This is a genomic window from Alishewanella longhuensis, assembly GCF_014653435.1.
Classification (GTDB): domain Bacteria; phylum Pseudomonadota; class Gammaproteobacteria; order Enterobacterales; family Alteromonadaceae; genus Alishewanella; species Alishewanella longhuensis.
This window is the reverse complement of record NZ_BNAO01000005.1, coordinates 133952-151254: the sequence shown is the minus strand read 5'-3', so window position 1 is coordinate 151254 and position 17303 is coordinate 133952. Positions and strand designations below refer to the sequence as shown.

Sequence of the window (17303 nt, the reverse complement as noted above, 5' to 3'; positions counted from 1 at the left end):
GATGGGTCGCTAGTGTGCCGCTGTTATATTGCAGTGAAGTTACAAAATGATTGCTATTTAATGAATATTTAACCTTAATTGTTATGTTGTAACATGCAGTTAGCATAAAAGGTGGTGGTGGCTGGCCAATCAGAGAAAACGCCGATAACGCCTACTTGTTGTGCTAGGACATCGAGTAGTTGTAGTGTCATGCTGTCGTCGCTGGTGACGCTGGCAATAGACTGATAGTACCAGCCACCGCCGTTGGCTAGCGCGCCAGAGCGTTCTAAAGACCAGGTAATAATGTCTAAACCAGCGGCTTTGGCGGCCTTAGCGTAGGCCGAAGGCACTACTTTGCCGTTCTCAACCGTGACAAGTACCCAAAGTGGCGGTGCGATAATATTTAATCCTTCGGCTTTTAACTCCGTAAAGCCGGGGCTTAACAATTCGGGTTTAGTGGCATCGTAATTGGGATCATCAACGCGCCCATCCAGATATACCGCCTGTTTAGCAAACTCAGGTTCGTGCTTTAGCCAGTAGCGAATATCTTCCAGCTGAAAGGATTGTGGCCACACTTGCGCCGGGGAAACGCCAGCCGCTTTATATTCATCAATCATCTGCTGGGCATACTGTGCCTGGCTGTAGTTACCTTGGTAGGGCATGGCTACCTCAGCGGCCTTTAGCTCAGGTGTCATCATTACACCATGAGCTTTAAACAGCGCAATACTTTCCTGATGACTCAGCGGGGCGCTACATTGTTGATACAAGGTGGTACGCCAGCTGGGGCTGCCATTAACATAATCTTCGACCTTGCTGGCGCTGGCATCGACACCATCCATTTTGGCACAAAGGGTTTTGTACTCAGCAAGGGCAATGTCTGACGCACAGCAACTGGCTGTTGCGGGTTGCTCTGCTGTCGCTGGGCTAAAAGGCGTAGTGCATTTTTTGGCTAATTCCGGACGTAATAAAATGTCGGTTGTTTGGTGTAAATCGCACTGAGCATGGCGGCAAACCAACTGCTTGTCGGCAGTAAAGGTAACATCACACTCGAGAATGCCAGCGCCCATACGAATGGCAGCTACATAAGAAGCTTGACTGTGCTCGGGAAATTGCAAAGGTGCACCGCGATGGCCAATAGAAAACGTTTGCCGCTTAGCCGGTTGCTGTAAACATTGGCTTAATGTGGTTTTAAGCTCGCCTGCAGGTAACAGATCGGTTAAATAAGCCGGTCTTGGGCCTAATTCTACATGGGGTAAACTTAATAAAAGCAAAGTAGGTAATAGCATGAGATCATCAATTAACAAAAAATTTTAGTTTAATGAGAGTAGATGACAATTTTGTGATAGTCACTACCTCAGCGATCACAGAGGTAGTGACTGTTCGCATAATAGGCTGTTATTTAGCCTAGAGCGGTGTATGTTCCGAAGGACTTGGTATGCTGGCTATTTTTAAGCTAATACTTTGATTTTCCGGATCAATGCTGTCAATTTGCACCTGTAGCTGCTGACCCAGTTCATAGACACTGGTTTCGGCCTGATAACAGCGACCTTCCTCCCAGTTGGCGGTAAGCGGCAGGCTCTCTGAGCTAATTACACTCATGGGGATAAAACCGGTAGCGCCATTTTCTAACAGCCTGACGCGCATGCCTGCGCGATTAATATCCATAATCTCGCCGCTAAAGGTTTGCTCGCTGCCAGCGAACTGGACAAGATAATGACCATACAGCCAATCAGCAATATCTCGTTCGGCTTTACGTTGGGTTTTGCGTTGCTCAGCGAGATGCTGCGTTAAACTCTCGGCCAATGGCTCAGGGGTTTGCTGGGCTAAAACAGCTTTAATTAAACGTTGGTTAACCAAATCCCCATATTTGCGGATGGGCGAGGTCCAGGTAGCATACTGCGGTAGACCCATACCGAAGTGAGCTTCTGGCTTAATACTGATTGCCGCATAAGATTGAAAGCGTCTGAGACGAATTTCCAGATAAGCTGTCGGTTGCTGTTGCAGCCAACGACGCAGTTGGCAGTAGCCCTGTAGGGTACTGAGTTGCTCCGGTACTACCGGGCTGGTAAATTTGGCCAGTAGTTCATTCAATGCATTTAATTTGCTGACGTCAAAACCACTATGGGTGTTAAACAGTCCAAAGCCAAGCTGGTTTGCTAAATATTGGCCACAAGCCAGGTTGGCAGCAATCATGGCCTCTTCTACCATTTGATTGGCAATACGGCGATATTCGGCGTGGATGGCCACCACTTTGCCGTTGTCTAACTCAAAGCGATAGTCGGGTTTATCCTGAAATACTATGGCATGCTGCTGGCGCCAGTTCTGTCGTGCTTTGGCCATAGCGGCAAGTTCTGTTAGCTGTTTAGCCATTAGCTCGCTTGGTGGTTGCCAATCGCTCTTTTGTTCCAGAAAGTCAGATACCTGATTGTAGCTAAAGCGCGCTTTAGAGCAGATCCATGCCAAACTGAACTCAGCCTCGCCTTGTAGGCTGCCGTCGGTACCAATAGTCAGTTGGGCACAAAGTGCGGGGCGTCGCTGCTCAGGGTGCAATGAACAAAGCTCATCGGCAAGATCGCGTGGCAACATGGGAACATTGCGACCTGGTAAATAAGTGGTAAAGGCGCGTGCTTTAGCTAGGTTGTCCAGCTCAGAGCCTGCGGCAATATAGGCATCAGGATCGGCCACAGCCACCAGTAGCTGCCAGCCTGTAGCCGTACTGCTAATGCTAATCGCATCGTCCATATCCTGAGTGCTTTCACTGTCAATGGTAAAAAACGGTAGCTGAGTAAGATCACCACGCGTCTGCGTATCAAGCAACGTCCAGCTACTATCAGCTACAGGCGCTGCCTTAGCCAGTTTATGGCGTGCTAAAACCACCCACCAAGGTGCTTCTGGATCGTCTGCTTTGGCAATAAGCTCGGTAACAGTCACTAAAAATTGCTCATCACGTAAGGCGTGCTGGCTTAAACTGGCTAATACCCAATCACCATCCTGCAAGGCTTTATCGACTAACTCATCGGCCATAACGGCTTTTAACGCATCGCGCATCTGGGGATGATCGGGCACGACTTGTAGCTTGTTCTTATGACGTTTTACCCGCCCCACAAATTGCTTTAATGCTGCTTCTAAAAGCGTTTGCGGTTCGGCCTGACTTTTATCGTCAATGGTATTGATTACTGCGCTGATTTTATCGCCATGCAGCACTTTTTTCATTTGCGGCGGTGCAATAAAAATACTTTCTTTATCGCTTATTTCGAGAAAGCCAAAGCTCTTGGCAGTGGCTCGGACCACGCCTTCTTTAGTGGGTAGCGATTCGCGCAATTGCTGTTTAAGTTGCGCCAGTAGAGGATTGTTTTGCAGCATATCTTAGTACCTGAGAAATTCACGGCGTCACTATACGGGGTTAGGGCGCTTAAGCCAAGCAAAGTGAAAGTATCCAGGTTAACCAGTTGCGAATAATAAAATACAAATAATCAGCATTTGCGATTGCGAAACAGCTGTTGCTACAGGTAACATCGCGAGATTATTAAAAAATTAGTTTGCAGAATGATTTGTTAACTGTAGATTAATAATGCTGACGATAGTTAGCTGGCTCGAAGAACTTTCGTTTTAGGCTGGCAGCGGGACCTGGTTTTTAAAGCGAACAGTGCATAAAAATAGGTTTTAGCAGAGGTATTGCGCTAAAACGCTTGGATAACGCAAACCAATATAAGGTGTAAGGGTGTCTGATACTTGGAAAATCCAAGATAGTATAAGCCGTTCGGCAGCGTTGGCATTTTATCTGCTAGTAGCTGGCTTTTTTATTATTGTGGCACTGCTGGGTATTGCCGAGCAGATTTTTTTAAGCAAATTGATGCTGCCAATCTTATCATTAACACTGGTACTAATTTGTGCCCTGATAAGCATTGGTTTCTCCGCTGTGGTTTTTCAGTGGCATAAGTTAAGGTGGGCTAGTGGATTACTGCTGTTTGTTTTAGCGGTAAAACTTAGTATCACTGGAGTGGCGAACCAGCATGAGTTAAGCGGTATCCCCTTGTCGGTATTAGTGGGGCTGTTAACGATGGCGGCCGCTGCGTTATTATTACCCTTATCCAGTAAGGCAAGCCGCTATCTTTGGCAAATTTTGGCAGCAATAGTCTTTGGTTATGGCGTTTTTCTGCAACTCTGTTTATGGTTGCCGATATTACCAACCTCGGCACAAACCCCCTTTAGCTCATCGCTCATTCCAGTGATGTTATTAATGGGTGGCCTTGCCCTGGGGTTGCGCCAGCATTTTTCCCTTACGGCCAACGGTGCGCTGACCCGCAGCACTTTTATCGCTATAGTAATGTTTCAGGCAGGTTACGGAGTTTGGTTTGCGCTGACACTGTATGATATTCGGTATGAAACACATATTGCCGAGCAGAAAACGCAGCGCGTGGTTAATCAGGTAGAGACCCAGTTACAGTTTTCAGAAAGTTTATTTAGTAGAGCCAATGCCCGCTGGCAAAGAGTTGAGCTGCATCAGCGTTTGGCGTTTATGGCGGCAGATTTAACTGATTTAACTAACGCCTATAATCTTATCCATGGTGCCATTGTTTATGACACGGCGTTTAAGCCTGCCTTGACCACAGGTAACGCAGAGCTATTTTACCAGCAGGGGTTATTAAATAGCCCGGCGTTATTAAACTGGTTAAAACAACCTGACTCTGAGTTTAATATAGCCACTAACGGTGCCTCGCTTAATACGAGTCAGCCGTTTTTGATGCTTAAGCTTTATGTGCCCCTTCCCGAGTCCAGCGCTCAAGTTGTGCTTATTTTGATTAATTTGCAACAGGCGTTAATTACCGAAGATGCACACAACGGTGCTCAGCTGAAAATTTACCTGGAAGCCTTACCGGATGTATTGCTATCGGCAGATGCACACTCTTATTACCGTGCTACTTTAGCTGAATTAATTCAGCGTTATCGTTATCATTTTAAGGTTTTGCCTAATGCTCAGCAGTGGAATGGCAGATCATTTTACGTATTTGTCAGTGACATTAGTTCGCTCCAGGCAAGGTCTCGTTTACATCAGGTGGTGCTTTGGGTTGCCTTGGTATTTTGTTGTACTTTTGTGTTGGCGGCAGATCGTACCCGACAATTACGGCGGGAGAAAGCTAAGCTAGTGAGTTTGGCAAAATTTGATGATATTACCGGCTTGTTACGCCGTGATGCCTTTTACCAGGCGACAGAGGTTGCGGTGCCGCTGGCTGATGCTTTGCCCGAGGCGATGATTTTTATCGATTTGGATGGCTTTAAACCGATAAACGATAGTTTCGGTCATGATGTTGGTGATAAATTGCTCACCGAAATTGCCAGCCGGATCCGGGTGTTGGTGGGCGAACAGACGTTATTAGCTCGCTTTAGTGGAGATGAATTTTTAGTTTATCTCCCGGCTTGTCATGCGACAGATGCCGAGCGTTTAGCTCAACAGTTATTGAAAAGTATTGCTGGCCCCAGCTCAACAACAGGTTTTAATGTTTATTTGACGGCCAGTATTGGTATTGTGATTAATACGCAAGCTGGCAAAAGTTCACAGTTATTAACTCAGCTAGCTGATGTCGCCATGAGTTACGCCAAGCAAGCTGGTGGTAACACCTTTCGTTTTTATCAGCAAGCGATGGCTGAAGATTATCGTAGCATTATGGCCATTCGCAATCGCTTGCAAGCCGCCTTGGATGTAAAGCAATTGCAGGTGTTTTATCAACCGATAATCGATTTTATTTCTGGTCGGGTAGTCGCGATAGAAAGCTTAGTGCGTTGGCATGATCAGGGACGCTTTGTATCGCCAGCGGAGTTTATTCCCATTGCGGAGCAAACTGGGCAAATTATTCAGTTAGGCGAACAAGTTACGGAAATCGTACTTCGTGATTTAGCAGAGCAACCGCAATTGGCGGGTCTTAGCGCGGCTATAAACGTGTCGTCACAACAATTACGGCGATACGATTATGTGAGCTTTCTTGAGCAAGCTTTAGCAAGGTTTGCCATAGCACCACAGCGGATCTGTGTTGAACTCACCGAAAGTGCATTGCTTGAGGGGCAAAGTAATGCTTTCTTGTTACCTGAGCGGATAAAACAGCTTGGGTGTTTATTGGCATTAGACGATTTTGGTACCGGATACTCCAGTTTATCGTATTTATACCGCCTGCCAGCGGATAGCATAAAGTTAGATCGCTCTTTCACGCAAGATCTGCAAAACGATGAGAAACAGCGGAAAATTGTAGAGATGATGGTGAGTACTTGTAAGCAGATTGGCAAAACAGTGGTGATTGAAGGTGTTGAAACGCCTGAGATGGCAAAGCTGTGCCAAGAATTGGGGTGCGACAGGGTTCAGGGCTATTACTACGCCAGGCCTATGGCCTTAGCCGACTTATTAATTTATTTAAGTGAGCAACCGGTTTAAGCGGCGTAACTTAACGCATAGCTTGGAATAAGTGATGACGACTAAGCTTATGGTGATGCTGTGTTTAGATGAATTTTCTAAAGCTTACTTTTCTTTTCAATCAATCTGTGGTTTTATAAAAAGGTAATTTACGTTACAACTATGATTTAATAGTTATATCTTGTCGGAGTGCCTTAGGGAGTCTATCTCTAATGCTGAGACCGCTGTGCGGGATCCGTTGAACCTGATCAGGCTAATACCTGCGAAGGGAACAAGTAGTGGTTAAGTGATATCTTAAAGTTAGCAACTGGCCGTTATGGCAGCGTTGCTGGTTTTTGGGTAGCTGCCTGAACACAGCAAACGATTGGCGAATGATAACGCAATAGCTTGTTGTAAAAGGGTATCGCAGGTTAAGCCCCGGTTTATTTGCATTTTACTTAGTCCTATCCAACACTCCTGACAAGCATTTTCCCTTAACTTTTGGTGAGATTGCTATGTCGACCACAGAATTATTTATTCCAGAACCGCAAACCGCTCAAGCTCAAGCTGCGTCAATCGACGTCGAGTCCAGGGTATCGTCGCGTCGCGCGCAGCGCCAAGCGGCGCGAGATTATATTGGGCAGTTGCAAGGCGAAGCCTATCCCAATTCCAAGCGGTTTTATTTACAGGGCAGCCGGCCAGATATTCAGGTAGCGATGCGCCAGATTGAACTTGCCGATACAGTGGTAGGGGGGACTCCCGAGGCGCTGATTACAGAGCCGAATGAAGCCGTGCCGGTGTACGATACCTCGGGCCCGTATGGCGATCCGCTTGCCAATATCAGTGTCGAAGATGGTTTAGCGCCGCTGCGCTTACCTTGGATTTTAGAGCGTCAAGATACTGAACAATTAACGGGATTAAGCTCGCGCTTTAGTCAGCAGCAACAGCTCGAAGCGCCAGTACCACACCGGTTAAATCGGCAACCTCTGAAAGCGCAGATCGGCAAAATTGTGACCCAACTGCACTATGCCCGGGCCGGCATCATCACCCCTGAGATGGAATATATCGCTATTCGCGAGAATATGGGGCGCGATCAGGTAAAAAGTGCCTTGTTAAAGCAACAGCATCCGGGGCAGCCTTATGCTGCAGCCTTACCTGAACACATTACTCCCGAGTTTGTTCGCGTCGAAGTGGCTGCAGGTCGGGCCATTATTCCGGCGAATATTAACCATCCTGAAGCGGAGCCGATGATTATCGGCCGTAATTTTCTGGTTAAAGTAAACGCCAATATCGGTAACTCGGCAGTGACCTCCAGCATTGAAGAAGAAGTGGAAAAGCTGGTCTGGGCTACCCGTTGGGGCGCTGATACGGTAATGGATCTGTCCACTGGCCGGGATATTCACCAAACCCGCAGCTGGATCATCCGTAATAGCCCAGTGCCGATTGGCACAGTGCCTATTTATCAGGCACTGGAAAAAGTCAAAGGCGTAGCCGAAGATCTGACCTGGCCCGTTTTTCGCGATACCTTGTTAGAGCAAGCCGAACAGGGTGTTGATTACTTTACGATCCATGCTGGTGTGTTACTGGCTTATGTGCCGATGACCGCCAAGCGCCTGACGGGTATTGTTTCGCGTGGCGGCTCTATTATGGCCAAATGGTGTTTAACCCATCAGCGGGAAAACTTTTTATACGAGCATTTTCGGGAAATTTGCGAAATTTGTGCCGCCTACGATGTGTCGTTATCCTTAGGCGATGGTCTGCGTCCGGGCTCCATTTATGACGCCAATGATGAGGCTCAGTTTTCCGAGCTGGCGACCTTGGGGGAGCTGACCAAAATCGCCTGGGAGTACGATGTACAGGTAATGATTGAAGGCCCGGGCCATGTGCCGATGCATTTAATTAAACAAAATATGGACGAGCAGCTAAAACACTGCCATGAAGCGCCGTTTTATACCTTGGGGCCTCTGACGACCGATATTGCACCGGGCTATGATCATTTCACCTCGGGCATTGGTGCGGCCTTTATTGGTTGGTTTGGCTGCGCCATGCTCTGTTATGTGACACCAAAAGAGCACCTAGGGCTGCCGAATAAAGACGATGTCAAACAGGGGCTGATTGCTTACAAAATAGCGGCCCATGCCGCGGATCTGGCCAAAGGTCATCCTGGTGCGCAAATTCGCGATAATGCCATGTCAAAGGCACGCTTTGAGTTTCGCTGGGACGATCAGTTTAATTTGGCGCTTGACCCAGCAACCGCCCGCAAGTATCACGATGAAACCTTGCCGCAAGCGTCCAACAAGAGCGCGCATTTTTGCTCAATGTGCGGGCCTAAGTTTTGCTCAATGAAAATTACCCAGGATGTGCGTGATTATGCCGCCACACTTTGAGCAACAGGCAGTGACGACACAGGCCACTCGCTCATCGTCAAAAGCGCCTAGCGTAGCTAAAAAAGCCATAGTCTGGTCAATCGCTGGCTCTGACTCGGGTGGCGGCGCGGGTATTCAGGCCGATTTACTGACTATGCGCGCCTTTGGCGTGCATGGCTGTAGTCTGGTCACGGCAATCACGGCGCAAAGCTCAGTAGAAGTGGCGCTGGTAGAACAGGTATCGGAACAGATGCTGGCGGCGCAGTGGCAAACACTGCTTACCGACTTGCCGCCGGTCGCCATTAAAATTGGCTTAGTGGCTAGCCGCGTGCAACAACAGCAGCTGGCCGCCTTACTCGCGAGCTTAGCAGAGACGTTAGCTCAGAATTCACAGCAGAGCATACCGGTAATCGTCGATCCGGTGTTAATTGCCAGCTGTGGTGATGCGTTAACGCTAGAGCAAAGTTTTGACGTAGTGCCGGCGCTTCCTGAGCTGCCAGAGTTATATCGCTATGCCAGTTTGCTGACGCCTAACCTGCCGGAATTAGCCGCCTTAACCGGCTTACCGGTAACAAGCCCTGATGAGATCATCGCAGCGACAAAGTGCTTGCTGGCACAAGGGGTGCGAGCGGTACTGGTTAAAGGTGGTCATGCCAGTGGTTGTAAAAATCTGGCACTGGATTATCTGGCATCGGCCACGCAGCAATACTGGTTAGCTAGTCCCAGAATCGACACTTTGCATAATCATGGTACTGGGTGCAGCTTATCTAGCGCTATTGTCAGTGCGCTGGCATTAGGTTATCCGCTAGACGATGCCATTGTTCTAGCCAAGGCCTATCTTAGCCGCGGGCTGAGTGCGGCCTATGCAACGGGGCAGGGGGCTGGCACCTTAAGTCATTTGCCACTGCCTATTGCCGTCGATCACTTTCCTAGCTGGCTTAATACGGCGCAGGTGCAAGCGCTTTATCAGGGAGCGACCTTAAGCGATTTACAACCGAAGTGCGCGGCCTTTACCCCTTTAGGGCAAGCCGAGATGGGGCTTTATCCAGTAGTTGATTCAGTTGCTTGGTTAAAACGTTTATTAAAGCTTGGGATTAACACCATCCAGCTGCGGATTAAAACGGCTGCTGAGAAAGCACAGCTGACTGCTGAGATCACCGCAGCCATTGCGCTGGGTAAGCAGTATCAGGCGCAGTTATTTATTAATGATCATTGGCAACTGGCCCTGGAATTGGGCGCTTATGGCGTGCATTTGGGGCAGGAAGATTTAGCTACTGCCGATCTTACTGCATTACAGCTAGCCGGTATTCGATTGGGCGTGTCGACCCATGGCTATGCTGAGCTATTGCGCGCCAAAGCCCTGCAGCCATCCTATATTGCGCTTGGTCATATATTCCCGACTAAAACCAAGCAAATGCCGTCCAAGCCACAGGGTTTAGCCCGTTTAGCGCAGTATCTGCCATTAGCTGCACCTTATCCAACGGTAGCTATTGGCGGCATTACTGCCGAGCGCTTAGCGGCGGTGGCGGCCACAGGTGTAAATAGTATTGCGGTGGTAACGGCCATTACCGAAGCGGCGGATCCTGAGCAAGCGACTCGGGCGCTTATGGCGCTCTTGGCAAAAGCTAAACAGGAGATACAAGTTAGGCAACTGGCGCAGGCTATAAACGAGGTCGACCCAGTATGTTAGATCTAACGCCCGCCCAGCAACTGCGCTACAGCGCGCAGCTGCTGTTACCTGAAGTCACGGAAGCGCAGCAGCGGCAATTACTTAAGGCCAAGGTGCTGATTGTTGGCTTAGGAGGGTTGGGCACGGTGGTGGCATCCTATTTAGCGGGGGCGGGGGTTGGCCACCTGCTGCTAGCCGATGATGATCGGGTAAGTGTAAGCAATTTACCTCGGCAGTTATTGTACAGCAGCGCAGAGGTGGGGCAGCTTAAAGTTGATTGCGCGAAAGCGCGCTTACAGGCACAAAACCCGGATATTGTCATTACCAGCCTGGCTCGTCGCTTAAGCTTGCCTGATCTGCTGGCGCTGTTACCTGAGGTCAATCTGGTGTTGGATTGCACTGACAACACCAGTAGCCGCTTAGCCATTAATCAGGCGTGTTATTTACGGCAGGTACCACTGATTAGCGGCGCGGCTAGCGGCTGGCAAGGGCAGCTATTGGCGCTAAAACCCTGGCAGGGGCAAGGCTGCTATCAATGTTTATACCCTGACTGGCAAGACAGCCCCAGCTGTTTAAACAGCGGCATTTTAGGGCCAATGGTTGGTGCTATTGCCTGTCAGCAGGCGCTGATGGCACTTAAGCTGCTGTTGCAAATAGGCGATATGCCCTTTGGTCGCTTGCACTGTTTTGATGGCCTGCATGGCCAAAGTAGTCAGTTACAGCTGCAACAGGATCCGGCTTGCCCGGTTTGTACGCTTAACTCGGGCTTAGCCGCTAGTAATCAGTAGCCAGTAAAGCAGAGTCACTCAATTTACAGCATTAGCGCGGATTAAACCAAGGCTATACCCAAAATCATTGAAGATACGGGTAGGCGGCAATTCAACGCATCCCCAGGAGCATAGCATACTATGTGACTGAGTCGGACTGACGCTTAAGTAAGTGAAGGCTGCCAACACCCTCGTATCTTCAAGGATGAAGGGTATAAACCTTTTACAGAATGAGAACAATATGCAGATCCAATTTAATCAACAGCCTTATCAGCTTGTTAGCCCAACGACACTGGCGACGTTTTTAGCCAGTCAGCAACAATTACGAGCAGGGATCGCGGTAGCAATTAACCAACAGGTGATCCCACGCAGTCGTTGGGACATTCAGCCGCTAAAAGATGGCGATACGATCCAGCTTTTTATGGCTATAGCGGGAGGCTAAGCATGTACTACCAGATTGCGGGACACACCTTTACTTCACGCTTACTGACCGGCACCGGCAAATTCCAAAGTGCCAGCGTGATGCAACAAAGTTTACTGGCCAGTGACACCGAGCTGGTGACGATGGCGCTTAGGCGGGTCGATTTAGTGGCACAACAGGATGAAATTTTACCGGTGCTGACGGCGCTTGGCGTAAAACTACTGCCTAATACCTCGGGTGCGCGCACTGCCGAAGAAGCGGTATTTGTGGCTGAGTTGGCACGCGAAGCACTGCAAACTAACTGGCTGAAATTAGAAATTCATCCCGATCCACGTTATTTACTGCCTGATCCTATTGAAACACTGAAAGCCGCAGAGTTGTTGGTGGCCAAAGGCTTTGTGGTATTGCCGTACTGTGGCGCTGATCCGGTGTTATGTAAACGTTTAGAAGAAGCCGGCTGTGCAGCGGTAATGCCGCTGGGTGCGCCCATCGGCTCGAATCAGGGCCTGCAAACCCGTGATTTTTTACGCATTATTATCGAGCAAAGTCGGGTGCCGGTGATTGTCGATGCGGGTATTGGTGCGCCGAGTCATGCCGCAGAAGCGCTGGAGCTAGGAGCCAGTGCTGTACTGGTCAATACGGCGATTGCCAGCGCCGCCGATCCTATTGCCATGGCCAAAGCCTTCAAACTGGCCTGCGAAGCCGGGGCCTTAGCACACTATGCGGGCCTGGCCACAAGGCAGCAACAGGCGGTGGCCAGTAGCCCGCTCACGGCGTTTTTGGAGAGCTTATGAGTAACAATGTGGCAATAAACAGTAAGGTAAGCCGCGCTGAAGCGATGAGCCAGCAGCAAGCCAAGCCTTTGCAGCTCGAGCCTAGCGGTTTTAGCCAGCTACTGGCAAAACAAGACAGCGCATACTGGCAGCAGAAAATACTGCAAGCAGATGCCGCCGCTGTTAACCGCGCCTTAGCTAAAAGCCGCCGTGATCTTAACGATTTCGCCGCCTTAATCTCGCCTGCTGCAGCGCCTTTTTTAGCGCAAATGGCCACGCAGGCGCAGCAACTAACCCGGCAGCGCTTTGGTCATGCCTTACAGTTTTATATTCCGCTGTATTTATCCAATTTATGCGCCAATGACTGTAGCTACTGCGGCTTTTCGATGAGTAATGCGCTAAAACGGCGCACCCTGACGTTGGCAGAAGTCGAGCAAGAATGTCAGGCTATTAAAGCGCAGGGCTTTTCTACGGTGCTATTGGTGGCGGGTGAGCATGAGAAAAAAGTGGGGCAGGAATACTTTAAACAGGTACTGCCGGTGGTAAAGCGTTACTTTAGTTATGTGCTGTTAGAAGTACAGCCGCTGTCTAGCCAAGATTACGCCGAGCTTCGGCAATATGGCTTAGATGGTGTACTGGTCTATCAGGAAACCTATGATCGGGTGTGTTATGCACAGCATCATTTACGCGGTAAAAAAATGGACTTTGACTGGCGCCTCGCCACCCCCGAGCGGCTAGGTCAGGCTGGTGTGGATAAAATTGGTCTTGGCGCCTTACTGGGATTAGGCGACTGGCGGCTAGACTCAATCTATTTGGCGTTACATTTGCGCTTTCTACAGCAGCATTATTGGCGCAGCCGTTACAGTATGGCGTTTCCACGGCTACGCCCCTGCGCGGGGGGCCTTGCTGAGCAAATCTTGGAACAACACCAATCACAGCAGCCGTCACAACAGCACATCACTGATCGACAACTGGTACAACTAATTTGCGCTTGGCGCTTATTTGATCCAGAGCTGGAGCTTAGCCTATCGACCCGTGAATCGGCACTGTTTCGTGACAGCGTTGTTCCCTTAGCCATTACTAGTATCAGCGCCGGTTCAAAAACGTCCCCTGGTGCCTACGCCACTGAAAAACAAAGCCTGGAGCAATTCAGTACCGATGATCAACGTCCGGTTACCGAAGTCGCCCGCAGTATGCAACAAGCCGGCTTACAACCCGTCTGGAAAGACTGGGAAGCCGGTCTTTGCCGTAACTAAAATCAAAGAAATCAATAAGATCAAAGGGCCAGGTTCATTGATTTTCAGAATCAACCAACCTGATCCTTTGATTTGTTGCCGCTGCTTTCTAGTTACGCCGCCGCTTTTCTGGCTTGCTGGGTCAACTGCACCAAGGCTTTACGTACCTCTTGAGCATTAACGCAAGGCGTAACAAAAGGTACGAAACACAGGCGCTCTGCCTGCATAAAGTGACAGCCATCGGGGTACACTGTGACCATAGTTGCGGCACCTGCTTGCCCACTGTGCTGCGCCGCAATTAAGGCACAGGCATCGGCATGGTCATCATTCATATGCACGATCATCGACAGTTCATCATGCGTTTGCCACGCTGGTGCGGGTTGCAGCCACTCTTGCTGAGTTAACCAAAAAATCTCGCCAAAACCACCGATAAAACGGATATGCTCCACCGGCATTTTCCAAAAGTAGAAATCATGTGCCTGTTTATAGGCTTCTGCCGCTGGAAATAAACGAAAGTAACGCGCCTCATAGTCTGCGGCTTGCTGATGGCTTAACTTTTGTGCATGACCATTTAAGGTTAAGCGCGCTTCGGTATTTTGATCGCCAGCACTGGCTTGATGATAAAGCGTAATGCTTAAGCGGTTATCATGTTCTAAATTGCGGGCATGCTGGGCAATGTCTGACACATAAAAGATCACGTCGCCTTCATCGGTCAGCATCACGGTCGACACTGAGCCAAAGGGCGCGCCTTGCAGTTTATGGGATAGGGTAGAGAATACGGCACTTTGGCATTGCAAAGCTAGCTGGCGGGCGGCTTTGGTGGCGTTAAGACGTTCTTGCATAATGGCTCCTAAAATTCACGGGTACTGCTTAAAGTTCGGTATGAGGTTCAGAAAAAATCATCGGGCAGGCCAGTCGCGGATGCTGACAAACATGCATTTTGGTCTGATAGAGCTTACTAAGCGGCTGCTCAGCCAGCACATGTTCAGGTGTGCCAAGGGCACTAATCTGGCCCTGATCAAGCAATAACACCTGATCGGCATAGAGCGCGGCTAAATTTAAATCGTGTAGTACAGCAATCACCAGATTACCGGCCGTGGCAAAGGTTTTAATTTGCTGCAGACAGCGGTGTTGCTGATGCACATCCAGCGCTGCGGTGGGTTCATCCAATAGCAGTAATTTGGGCGTAGTGAGTTGATTATCCAGCTGTGCTAAACAGCGGGCAATATGGCAACGTTGTAATTGCCCGCCGGATAAGTGGCTAAGATCGCGCCCTTTTAACTCAAGAAGCTTGAGCGCAGCCAGCCACTTATCAGCAATTTTGGCTGACGTATCCAGGCCTTCCCGATAACCAAAACGGCTAAGACAGACCAGTTCTTCAACCGTTAAACCTGCGGGTGAAATAGGTTGTTGTGGTAATACCGCCCGCTGCATTGCCAAACGCTCAGCAGACCAAGAGCCAAGCGGCTGCGCAAACAGGCTGATGTGACCTTGAAAGGGAATATCCAAACAGAGGGCATGTAATAAGGTCGATTTACCCGCACCATTTTCACCTAGCAGGGCGATAAACTGACCTGGCGTAAAATGGGCATGAATGTGATCAATTACCGTTTTATGCCCGCGTTTTATCTTAAGCTCCTGCAGTTTAAGCATAGAGCCTCCGCTTTTGTTCTAGCAATAAATACAGAAAGAACGGTGCGCCCAGTAAGGCGGTAATAATACCTATCGGCAGCTCTGCCGGTGGCAGCGCCATCCGTGCCAGCCAATCAGCCAGTGCTAGCACCAGCGCACCAAGTAACATGGCGACCGGCATTAAACGCGGGATAGCGGCACCCACCAATAAACGGGCAATATGCGGAATAACCAAACCAATAAAACCAATAATACCGGTTAGTGCTACTGCTGCGCCTACACCCAGTGCAACTAAGACAATAAGCTCCCGTTTTAAGCGCCGCACATTAACCCCTAAATAGCGAGCTTGCTGTTCGCCCAGTAATAATAAATTGAGCGCTTTACGCCGATACCAAAGTAGGGCACTACACAACCCTAAACTGAGAAACGCCAGTGGCAGCGGCTGCCAGGTAACCGCTGCGAGTGATCCCATTTGCCAAAAACTCATTAAGCGTAGTGCGTCATCCGAGGCATAAAAACTGAGTAAGCCGATAACCGCTGCCGCCAAGGCGTTTATCGCCACACCACAAAGCAGTAAGGTGGCAACATTAACACCATTGCTACTGCGGGAGAGCTGATAAACCAGCAAGGATGTGATTAAGGCACCGCTAAAGGCCGCCGCACTTACCCAATAATGCCCGGTTAAGCCCAATTGTGGCCCCATAGCAATCACCAGCAACGCCAGCATAGCTGCCCCGCCGGCAATACCAATCAGTGAGGGATCGGCCAGTGGATTACGACACAAGGTTTGCATAGCACAGCCAGCTTGCGCCAGCACAGCACCGACCATTAAGCCCAGCAGTAAACGGGGGAGTCTTAGCTCTGTTACGACCGTTAATTGCAGTTCAGTAAAGGGCTGTGTTGATAAGGGTAACCACCAGGAAAATGCCAGACGCCAATCGCTGAGTACGGCACCGCTGCTAAGCGCTAGCACGCCACACAGTAAGATAGCCAGTACCAGCAGTACAAGAATAACAGCAAACTTTGCCATCGTTATCGTACGGTTTGTTGACGAAATTGATATAACTGCTGCACCGCTTCACCAATCCGACTGGTCATCCCCATCGATAACAGAGAGTCCATCACTAACACCCGGCATTCTTTGGCAGCTTGTAACATGCGCAGTTCAGGCAATTGACAAAATGCACTGAGGCCGCCGGCACTTTGCGCCACATGATCGGGCACTACCAGTAAATCCGGCTGATTGAGCATTAAAAACTCGGCAGAGATGGGCTTAAAGCCGCTATGACTGGCCAGATTTTGAATAGCACTGTGGCTAAACAGCAGCGCCGGTACAGTGCCATTACCAGCCACGATAATGCCGCGGCTGGAGGCTTGCAGGATAAAAAGTGCACTGGCAGGCGTGGCGCTTGCCGGTAGCTCGGGCAAGCTTTGTTTAATTTGGCTAACAAGTGCATCGGCTGCGGCGCTTTTATCAAGTTGTTGCCCAAGCCGGGTAATAAATTGATAAAACTCGGCTAAATCCCGCGGCTTGCTAAAACGTTGCACCTTAATACCGGTATTGGCTAACTGGGTTAGCGTGGCTTCTGGCCCGCTGCCTTCCAATGCCCACAAACTATTGGCGCCAGTCGCAATCACTGCTTCGGCTGATAAGCTACGGTAATAGCCAATGCTGGCTTTGCTGGCGGCAGCTGCCGGGCTAGTGCTGGAAGTGTCTACCGCCACCAGTTTATCGTCGGCACCCAGTGCAAAGATAATATCGGTGAGGGTGCCGCCGGCACTGGCTAGTTGCTCTTTGGCCTGGATTGGCAAAGTTGCAACTAGCGTGAGTAGTAACAGGGGCGTGCATGATCTTGATAAAAAGCGGTAAAGCGGGCTACACATAACAATACAAGCTCACAACAAAACATTTGCGGATGATAATAGAAATAATTCTTATTTGCAATGTTTTGTTGTGCGTTTTAAGCTAGCGCTGTGTCTGCACCAAGGGCAAGCTGCACTTATCCCGCAACTCCGGTACCGGTCTGACCAGTTTGTCCAGATGACTCCGGTACGTTGATAGATGTGGTAATAACAAGA

General features: G+C 49.5%; 13 protein-coding genes and 1 riboswitch. Of the genes, 7 read left to right on the top strand and 6 right to left on the bottom strand.

Annotated features, from left to right (window positions below; translation table 11 throughout):
* Positions 1-74: 74 nt before the first annotated feature.
* Both IE163_RS11620 and IE163_RS11615 read right to left on the bottom strand, forming a co-directional pair.
* Entirely contained in the window at positions 75-1265 is a 1191-nt protein-coding gene (locus IE163_RS11620) for a glycerophosphodiester phosphodiesterase family protein (protein WP_189433140.1), read from the bottom strand.
* Positions 1266-1383: 118 nt separating this feature from the next.
* Positions 1384-3342, bottom strand: coding sequence for an exoribonuclease II (locus IE163_RS11615; protein WP_189433139.1), 1959 nt, complete (start codon positions 3340-3342; stop codon positions 1384-1386).
* 358 nt (positions 3343-3700) lie between these two features.
* Here IE163_RS11615 and IE163_RS11610 point away from each other — a divergent pair, with 358 nt between their 5' ends.
* The 7 genes from IE163_RS11610 to thiH all read left to right on the top strand — a co-directional run bounded on the left by IE163_RS11610 (position 3701) and on the right by thiH (position 13613).
* The gene (locus IE163_RS11610) at positions 3701-6403 is read left to right on the top strand and encodes a putative bifunctional diguanylate cyclase/phosphodiesterase (RefSeq protein WP_189433138.1); all 2703 of its coding nucleotides are present in this window, start codon (positions 3701-3703) and stop codon (positions 6401-6403) included.
* A 154-nt stretch (positions 6404-6557) separates the two neighbouring features.
* Positions 6558-6670, top strand: a riboswitch (TPP riboswitch).
* Positions 6671-6876: 206 nt separating this feature from the next.
* Entirely contained in the window at positions 6877-8748 is a 1872-nt protein-coding gene (gene thiC, locus IE163_RS11605) for a phosphomethylpyrimidine synthase ThiC (RefSeq protein ID WP_189433137.1), read from the top strand.
* Positions 8732-10417 carry a thiamine phosphate synthase gene (thiE, locus tag IE163_RS11600; RefSeq protein WP_189433136.1) on the top strand — a complete coding sequence of 562 codons (1686 nt, stop codon included), beginning with the start codon at positions 8732-8734 and terminating at the stop codon, positions 10415-10417. The genes thiC and thiE overlap by 17 nt, the downstream gene beginning before the upstream one ends.
* The gene (locus IE163_RS11595; protein ID WP_189433135.1) at positions 10411-11184 is read left to right on the top strand and encodes a HesA/MoeB/ThiF family protein; all 774 of its coding nucleotides are present in this window, start codon (positions 10411-10413) and stop codon (positions 11182-11184) included. The genes thiE and IE163_RS11595 overlap by 7 nt, the downstream gene beginning before the upstream one ends.
* Positions 11185-11404: 220 nt before the next feature.
* On the top strand, positions 11405-11605 hold the full coding sequence (gene thiS / locus IE163_RS11590; protein WP_189433134.1) for a sulfur carrier protein ThiS: 201 nt from the start codon (positions 11405-11407) through the stop codon (positions 11603-11605).
* A gap of 2 nt (positions 11606-11607) precedes the next feature.
* Positions 11608-12378: a thiazole synthase gene (locus tag IE163_RS11585; protein ID WP_189433133.1), complete on the top strand. Its 771-nt coding sequence runs from the start codon at positions 11608-11610 to the stop codon at positions 12376-12378.
* Positions 12379-12422: 44 nt separating this feature from the next.
* Positions 12423-13613 carry a 2-iminoacetate synthase ThiH gene (gene thiH, locus IE163_RS11580; RefSeq protein WP_189433257.1) on the top strand — a complete coding sequence of 397 codons (1191 nt, stop codon included), beginning with the start codon at positions 12423-12425 and terminating at the stop codon, positions 13611-13613.
* A gap of 92 nt (positions 13614-13705) precedes the next feature.
* On the opposite strand, the gene IE163_RS11575 is transcribed toward thiH, so the two are convergent.
* From IE163_RS11575 to IE163_RS11560, 4 genes are read right to left on the bottom strand one after another with little or no spacing between them, the layout of a single operon-like run.
* Complete coding sequence (locus IE163_RS11575) at positions 13706-14434, bottom strand: HugZ family pyridoxamine 5'-phosphate oxidase (protein WP_189433132.1); 729 nt, start codon at positions 14432-14434, stop codon at positions 13706-13708.
* Positions 14435-14462: 28 nt separating this feature from the next.
* Positions 14463-15245, bottom strand: a complete 783-nt coding sequence (locus IE163_RS11570) for a heme ABC transporter ATP-binding protein (RefSeq protein WP_189433131.1) — start codon at positions 15243-15245, stop codon at positions 14463-14465.
* On the bottom strand, positions 15238-16254 hold the full coding sequence (locus tag IE163_RS11565) for a FecCD family ABC transporter permease (RefSeq protein ID WP_189433130.1): 1017 nt from the start codon (positions 16252-16254) through the stop codon (positions 15238-15240). Before IE163_RS11565 ends, IE163_RS11570 begins: the two co-directional genes overlap by 8 nt.
* 2 nt (positions 16255-16256) lie before the next feature.
* Positions 16257-17036, bottom strand: coding sequence for a heme/hemin ABC transporter substrate-binding protein (locus IE163_RS11560; RefSeq protein ID WP_189433129.1), 780 nt, complete (start codon positions 17034-17036; stop codon positions 16257-16259).
* Positions 17037-17303: the final 267 nt, after the last annotated feature.